A 7,440-nucleotide genomic window follows, 5' to 3' on the forward strand; every position below is an offset into this window, starting at 1 on the left:
AAATGAATCAGAAAGTTGAAAATCTGAAGGGGAAATTAATTGTATCATGTCAGGCATTACCAGATGAACCATTACATTCTTCATTCATTATGGGAAGAATGGCACTGGCTGCAAAGCAGGGAGGTGCAAGTGGAATTCGTGCAAATACAAAAGAAGATATCAAGGAGATCCAGTCACAGGTTGATCTGCCGATCATCGGAATCGTAAAAAGAGATTATGATGACAGTGATATCTACATTACACCAACGATGAAAGAAATCGAAGAACTGATGGAAGTAAAACCTGAAATCATCGCTATGGACGCTACTATTTCAAAGAGACCTGGCGGAAAGACATTAGATGAGTTCTTTAAAGAAGTAAAAGCAAAATATCCGGATCAGTTATTCATGGCAGATTGCTCTACAGTGGAAGAAGCACTGCATGCGGATGAACTTGGATTTGACTTCATCGGAACTACAATGGTTGGTTACACAGAGCAGAGCAAGGGCGATAAGATCGAGGCAAATGATTTCGAAATCTTAAGAAAGATTGTCGCAAAAGCAAAACACAGAGTGATCGCAGAAGGTAACATCAATACACCGGAAAAAGCAAAACATGTGATCGAGCTTGGTGCGTACAGTGTTGTTGTAGGATCTATTATCACAAGACCGCAGCTGATCACAAAATCATTTGTAGAAGAAATGGAAAGATAATTCTGCAAGAAATTTATTAAATTAAATTTATATAAAAAGACAAAGAAAAGGAGAAAGAAACCATGAGAAATCTTGAAAAGTACAAAGGCGTAATCCCTGCATTCTATGCATGCTATGACAACGAAGGAAATGTAAGCCCGGAAGGCGTTCAGGCACTGACAAAATACTTTGTAGAAAAAGGTGTGAAAGGTGTATATGTGAACGGTTCGTCAGGAGAATGTATTTATCAGAGCGTAGAAGACCGTAAGATCATCCTTGAGAACGTTATGAAAGCAGCAGAAGGAAAGCTTACAGTTATCGCACACGTTGCATGCAATAACACAAAAGATAGCCAGGAACTTGCAAGACATGCAGAAAGCCTTGGAGTTGATGCAATTGCAGCAATCCCACCGATCTACTTCCACCTGCCAGAGTATGCAATCGCTCAGTACTGGAATGACATCAGTGCAGCAGCACCAAACACAGACTTCGTAATCTACAACATTCCACAGCTTGCAGGAGTGGCTCTTACACAGGGACTTTTCGCAGAGATGAGAAAGAATCCTAACGTAATTGGTGTTAAGAACTCTTCTATGCCGGTACAGGATATCCAGATGTTCAAACAGGCAGCAGGCCCTGACTACATCATCTTCAACGGACCAGATGAGCAGTTCATGAGTGGACGTGTCATCGGAGCTGAAGGAGCAATCGGTGGTACATACGGAGTTATGCCGGAATTATATCTGAAATTAGACGAGTATGTAAGAGCCGGAAAGATGGAAGAAGCAAGAGAAATCCAGTATGCTTGTGATGAGATTATCTATAAGATGTGCTCTGCACACGGAAATATGTACGCAGTGATCAAAGCTATGTTAAAAATCAACGAAGGTCTGGAACTTGGCGGAGTAAGAGAGCCACTGCCAGCATTAGTAGAAGAAGACATGGCTATCGTTGAAGAAGCCGCTAAGATGGTTCGCGACGCAAAAGCTAAATATCTGTAAGATTATATAAAAAATACATGAGAGAAAAATATCTGTAAGGAGAGAGACGATGCAAGGGTTTACCGTAGTAGATTTAGTCATTTTAGTAGTTTATCTCGCGGCTGTACTGTTCGCCGGCCTTCATTTCGCAAAGAAAGAAATGAAAGGAAAAGAGTATTTTAAAGGAGACGGAACTGTACCGTGGTGGGTAACTTCCGTATCAATTTTCGCAACACTGTTAAGTCCGATTTCATTCCTGTCATTAGCAGGAAACTCATACGCAGGAACATGGATCATGTGGTTCGCACAGCTTGGTATGCTGTTAGCTATCCCAATCACGATTAAATTCTTCCTGCCAATCTACAGCAAACTGGATATTGATACAGCATATCATTATCTGGAACTGAGATTCGGAAGCAAAGGACTTCGTGTACTTGGAGCTGTAATGTTCATCATTTACCAGATCGGACGTATGTCAATCATCATGTACCTTCCATGTATGGTACTTGGAAGTCTGACTGGAATCAGTGTAAACTTACTGATCATTATCATGGGTATCATTGCTATTATTTACTCATACACAGGAGGTCTTAAATCCGTACTTTGGACAGACTTCATCTAGGGATCTGTACTTCTGATCGGTGTTACATTTGCACTGATCTTCCTGTTAGCACACTTAGATGGTGGATTTGGAGCAATCGCACATGCACTGATAACAGAGCATAAGTTCCTTGCTGTAGATCAGCCAATCTTCAATGCTAATATTTTTAAAGACAGCGTATTCATCATGATCGTTGGTGCCGGATTCAATACAATGGCATCTTACGTATCAAGCCAGGATATTGTACAGCGTTTTACAACAACAACTGATACAAAGAAACTGAACAAAATGATGCTTGCAAACGGAGGATTATCAATCTTCATCGCAACAGTATTCTACCTGATCGGTACAGGATTATACGTATTCTATCAGCAGAATACACTTCCACCGGCAGCAGCTCAGGACCAGATCTTCGCATCTTACATCGCATTTGAGCTTCCGGTTGGTATAACAGGACTTCTGTTAGCAGCTATTTATGCAGCAGCACAGTCTACACTTTCTACAGGTCTGAACTCTGTAGCATCAAGCTGGACACTGGATATCCAGACAAGACTTTCTAAGAAAGAATTAAGCTTTGAGAAACAGACAAAGATCGGACAGTATGTATCTCTGATTGTTGGTATCTTCGCAATCGTAGTTGCTATGGTACTGGCTAACGGCGGAGTAAAATCTGCATACGAATGGTTCAATGGATTCATGGGACTGGTACTTGGTATCCTGATCGGAACATTTATCCTTGGAGCATTTACAAAGGTTGCCAATACATTTGGTGCAGTATGTGCATTCATCGTTGCATCAGGCGTAATGGTATACATCAAATACTTCGTACCTGCTGATCACGTATCAATCTGGTCATACTCAATCATCTCAATTGTAGTATCACTGGTAATTGGTATCCCGGCAAGTATCATCTGGAGAAAGGCAAAAGGAGACAATTCCGTACCTGCTCCTAACACAACCATTTACAAAAACTAAGAAGGAGTGACGATTTTCGTGATTTTTGGAAATATCAATAATTTATCAGAATTCCCATTCTTAGAAGAACAGGTAAAAGAGTGCTTTGAATATGCAAAGACACACGACCTTGCATCTTATGAAAAGGGAAGTTATGAAATCGATGGTGACAGACTGTTTGTCAATATCGTAGAATATACAACAACAACACCGGAAGAACGTTTCTGGGAAGCACATAAAAATTATCTGGACGTCCATGTAATGATCCATGGAAATGAACAGATCGATCTGAACTTCATTCAGAATATGGAATTAAAAGATTTTGTGGAAGAAGATGATTTTCTTCCGATGGATGGGGAAAAGAATTCTTCCGTAGTCCTGACAGATGGAGATTTCCTGATCTGTTATCCGAGTGACGGACACAGAACAGCGGTTCAGGTTCAGGAACCGGAAACCATTAAAAAGGCAATATTTAAAGTAAAGATTTAATCAGAAAAAGTCGAGGGCAAACCATAAAAGAACGGTTTGCCCTTTTCTGGCTGAACGAGTATAATGAAGGAAAATGAAAGAGGCAAAGCAGAGATGAAAAAATATATTAGTATTGACATCGGCGGCACAGCAATCAAATATGGTATTGTGAGCGAAGATGCAGAAGTATTGTTAAAGAAAGAAATGAAGACAGAAGCGCAGAAAGGCGGACCGGCGATCCTTGATAAAGTCATCGGTATCGTAGAAGCATTAAAAGAAGAGGCAGACGCAGGTGTGTGTATTTCTACAGCCGGTATGGTTGACATTGAGAAAGGTGAAATCTTCTATTCGGCACCGCTGATCCCGAATTATATCGGAACGGCATTCAAAAAGACGGTAGAAGAACGATTCGGAATCCCATGTGAAGTGGAAAATGATGTGAATTGTGCGGGACTTGCTGAGTACAAAGCAGGAGCGGCGGCAGGAAGTAAGGCGGCTGTGATGCTGACGATCGGAACCGGAATCGGCGGCTGTATTTTGCTGAATGGCGAGGTGTTCCACGGATTCAGTAACAGCGCATGTGAAGTCGGATATATGCATATGGATGACAGCGATTTCCAGACACTCGGAGCAGCCAGTATTCTGACGAAGAAGGTTGCTGCATGGAAGGGAGAACCGGCAGAAAATTGGAGCGGATATCGCATTTTTGAAGAGGCAAAAAAAGGTGATAAGATCTGTAACCGTGCAATTGATGAGATGACGGATGTACTTGGGAAAGGTATTGCCAATATCTGCTATGTAGTGAATCCGGAAGTTGTCGTACTTGGCGGCGGAATCATGGCGCAGGAAGCATTCCTGAAGGACAAGATTGAAAAAGCAGTGGAAAAATACCTGGTGTCCAGCATGTGGGAGCATACAAGTATCGCATTTGCCAAAAACCAGAACAATGCCGGTATGTTAGGCGCATTCTATCATTTTCAGGGAAGACATGCATAGTCTGGACTTATAAAATAAAGAAGCAGGAATAGTAAGATATGGAATATTATGTAAAATCAGTCGTTCCGATCATAGAATCGAATTATGATAAATTTACGACAGTGGAACGGAATATCGCAGATTTTTTTATACAGAACAGAAAGAAAGTGGATTTTTCATCAAAATCCATTTCCGAGAGACTCTTCGTATCAGAAGCGTCGTTATCCAGATTTGCGAAGAAATGCGGATATCGCGGATACAGAGAATTCATCTATCAGTATGAAGAGACATTTGTAGAAAAGCAGGAATCCATTACCGGTAATACGCGAATGATCCTGAATGCGTATCAGGAACTTCTGAATAAGACTTACAGTCTGGTGGATGAGGCGCAGATTGCAAGGATCAGCAGATATCTGAATCAGGCGGAGCGTGTGTTCGTGTGCGGAACCGGAAGTTCCGGTCTGGCAGCAAGAGAGATGGAACTGCGTTTTATGCGAATTGGTGTGGATATTGATTCGCTGGTAGAAAGAGATATGATGCGTATGCAGGCGGTATTCCAGGACAGAAGAAGCCTCGTATTCGGAATCAGTATCAGCGGATCCAAGGAAGAGGTCTTGTTTCTTCTGAAAGAAGCATATCGGAAAGGTGCGAAAACGATTCTTTTTACGGCGAACAACCGGGGTGGCTTCGAGCAGTTCTGCACAGAAGTTATTCTGATTCCATCACTCAGACACCTGAATCATGGGAATGTAATCTCACCGCAGTTCCCGATTTTGGTCATGCTTGATATTATCTATTCTTACTATTTGGAACAGGATAAATATGAAAAAGAAGTTCTGCATGATAATACACTGCGTGCACTGGAAGAAGGAGAAGGGATGCACAGGAGTTTTTAGAATGTTAAGAGGTATGTTGGGAAAAAATAAGATGGAGGATATATAAAATGATAATCAAAAATGTGATTGTCTATACAGAAGACAAAAAATTTACAGCAGGCGGCATTGTTGTTCACGATGACAAGATCGAAAGCATTTACACGACAGAAAACGTACCGGATATGCTGGGGGAAGAAGTCGTTGACGGACAGGGGGCATACGCAATTCCGGGACTGATCGATCTGCATTTCCACGGGTGTATGGGAGATGACTTCTGTGATAACAGTAAAGAGGCTATTGAAAATATTGCAAAATATGAGGCTTCTGTGGGTGTTACAACAATCGCACCAGCAACGATGACACTTCCGGTAGAAGAACTGGAAGATATCTTAAGAACAGCAGCAGAATACAAAAAAGAGCAGAATCCGAAGGGAGCGGATCTTGTAGGCGTGAACATGGAAGGCCCGTTCATCAGCCCGGTGAAAAAAGGAGCGCAGGATGAAAGAAATATCATGCCTTGTGATACGGACATTTGTCAGAGATTCCTTGATGCTTCGGAAGGCCTTGTGAAGTTTGTAGGACTTGCGCCGGAAGAAAGCGAGGACGCAGTTGCATTTGTAGAAGCAATGAAAGATAAAGTGAACATTTCGCTTGCACATACCAATGCGGATTATGCACATGCGAAAGCAGCATTCGATGCCGGAGCAAATCATGCCGTACATCTCTTTAATGCGATGCCTGCATTCACTCACCGTGAACCGGGTGTTGTAGGAGCAGTGTCCGACAGTGCACATGTAATGGTAGAGATTATCTGTGACGGTGTACATATCCATCCATCGATGGTGAGAGCAGCGTTCAAGATGCTGGGAGCAGACCGTATGATCCTGATCAGCGACAGTATGCGTGCGACCGGAATGCCGGACGGACAGTATACACTTGGTGGATTGGATGTAAAAGTAGTCGGTAATCATGCAACACTGGTATCTGATGGAGCACTTGCAGGATCTGTTACAAACCTTGCAGACTGTATGCGTACGGTAGTTAAGAAGATGGAGATCCCGCTTGAGACGGCTGTAGCATGTGCGACGATCAATCCGGCTAAGAGTCTTGGAATTGAAGATACATATGGTTCGATCGCACCGGGAAAGAAAGCGAATATCGTATTATTAGACGAGAATTTGGAGCTTAAGATGGTAATTAAGGACGGACAGGAATTATAATTCATGCAATTTATAGTATAAGGCCATTTGGTGTTAAGGACAGATGAAAAAGATTATATTTTTAGGTGACAGTATTACAGATGCCAGTTATTGCTTTTTAGAAAATCCACTGGGAAACGGTTATGTGAATATGGTGGCTGAGAAGTTGAATGACAGTGACGGCGGAAGGAAGAAGTACGACATTATGAATCGAGGACATGATGGATTCACGATTCATGGAGTGAAACGTATATTGGAGAAGGAATGCATTTTAAAACGACCGGATGTCGTAAGCATTCTGATAGGATGCAATGACGTCGGAGTTATGATGAATACAGGAAAGAGTCTGGAAGAACAGCAGTTTGAAGCCTGATATGAAGCCATTGTGAAAGAAATTACAGAGCAATCGGATGCAAAGCTTATCTGTATGTCGCCATTTATAGTGCCATATCCCGGAATGTATGAAAACTGGATTCCGGGAATAAAACAGACAGAAAGAATCGAAAAAAAGATTGCAGAAAAATATCATGCGGACTTTCTTACGCTTCAGGACACGATAATATTGAAAGCAGAAAAAGCAGGATATGAGAGTGTTACAACGGATAAAAGCTATACAAAGTGTCAGGCACCAATGGTAGGTAGCTATCATTAAGATAAGAATTATGATATACTAGAAGAGCCGGGAAATTATGAATTTCTTGATACAGTTCTCGTATT

At 41.8% G+C, this 7,440-nt stretch carries 8 protein-coding genes and 1 pseudogene; all 9 read left to right on the forward strand.

The annotated features are described in order from the left end of the window. The first annotated feature begins 2 nt into the window (after nt 1–2). The 9 genes and pseudogenes from LI162_RS13990 to LI162_RS14030 all read left to right on the forward strand — a co-directional run bounded on the left by LI162_RS13990 (nt 3) and on the right by LI162_RS14030 (nt 7,375). Complete coding sequence (locus LI162_RS13990) at nt 3–692, forward strand: N-acetylmannosamine-6-phosphate 2-epimerase (protein ID WP_015529448.1); 690 nt, start codon at nt 3–5, stop codon at nt 690–692. A gap of 62 nt (nt 693–754) precedes the next feature. Then, on the forward strand, nt 755–1,672 hold the full coding sequence (locus LI162_RS13995; RefSeq protein WP_006427785.1) for a dihydrodipicolinate synthase family protein: 918 nt from the start codon (nt 755–757) through the stop codon (nt 1,670–1,672). 49 nt (nt 1,673–1,721) lie between these two features. Continuing rightward, nucleotides 1,722–3,227 (forward strand): annotated as a pseudogene (locus LI162_RS14000) (sodium:solute symporter). Nucleotides 3,228–3,245: 18 nt separating this feature from the next. Next, complete coding sequence (locus LI162_RS14005) at nt 3,246–3,695, forward strand: YhcH/YjgK/YiaL family protein (protein ID WP_055157294.1); 450 nt, start codon at nt 3,246–3,248, stop codon at nt 3,693–3,695. 93 nt (nt 3,696–3,788) lie between these two features. After that, a complete protein-coding gene (locus LI162_RS14010; RefSeq protein ID WP_055157330.1) occupies nt 3,789–4,670 on the forward strand; it encodes an ROK family protein in 882 nt (293 codons plus the stop codon). Between the two features lie 38 nt (nt 4,671–4,708). Further along, nucleotides 4,709–5,545 carry a MurR/RpiR family transcriptional regulator gene (locus tag LI162_RS14015; protein WP_055157292.1) on the forward strand — a complete coding sequence of 279 codons (837 nt, stop codon included), beginning with the start codon at nt 4,709–4,711 and terminating at the stop codon, nt 5,543–5,545. A 47-nt stretch (nt 5,546–5,592) separates the two neighbouring features. Beyond that, nucleotides 5,593–6,744: an N-acetylglucosamine-6-phosphate deacetylase gene (gene nagA / locus LI162_RS14020; protein WP_055157290.1), complete on the forward strand. Its 1,152-nt coding sequence runs from the start codon at nt 5,593–5,595 to the stop codon at nt 6,742–6,744. A 43-nt stretch (nt 6,745–6,787) separates the two neighbouring features. Continuing rightward, the gene (locus LI162_RS14025; protein WP_055157288.1) at nt 6,788–7,096 is read left to right on the forward strand and encodes an SGNH/GDSL hydrolase family protein; all 309 of its coding nucleotides are present in this window, start codon (nt 6,788–6,790) and stop codon (nt 7,094–7,096) included. A gap of 12 nt (nt 7,097–7,108) precedes the next feature. Next, nucleotides 7,109–7,375, forward strand: coding sequence for a hypothetical protein (locus tag LI162_RS14030; protein WP_055157286.1), 267 nt, complete (start codon nt 7,109–7,111; stop codon nt 7,373–7,375). Nucleotides 7,376–7,440: the final 65 nt, after the last annotated feature.

The organism is Mediterraneibacter sp. 210702-DFI.3.120, from assembly GCF_020561005.1.
GTDB classification, from domain to species: Bacteria; Bacillota; Clostridia; order Lachnospirales; family Lachnospiraceae; genus Mediterraneibacter; species Mediterraneibacter faecis.

Excerpts from the sequence above, each read along its gene's own strand:
- LI162_RS13990 (WP_015529448.1), top strand. The coding sequence starts at position 3 with ATGAATCAGAAAGTTGAAAATCTGAAGGGGAAATTAATTGTATCATGT.
- LI162_RS13995 (WP_006427785.1), top strand. The coding sequence starts at position 755 with ATGAGAAATCTTGAAAAGTACAAAGGCGTAATCCCTGCATTCTATGCA.
- LI162_RS14010 (WP_055157330.1), top strand. The coding sequence starts at position 3,789 with ATGAAAAAATATATTAGTATTGACATCGGCGGCACAGCAATCAAATAT.
- LI162_RS14015 (WP_055157292.1), top strand. The coding sequence starts at position 4,709 with ATGGAATATTATGTAAAATCAGTCGTTCCGATCATAGAATCGAATTAT.
- nagA (WP_055157290.1), top strand. The coding sequence starts at position 5,593 with ATGATAATCAAAAATGTGATTGTCTATACAGAAGACAAAAAATTTACA.
- LI162_RS14025 (WP_055157288.1), top strand. The coding sequence starts at position 6,788 with ATGAAAAAGATTATATTTTTAGGTGACAGTATTACAGATGCCAGTTAT.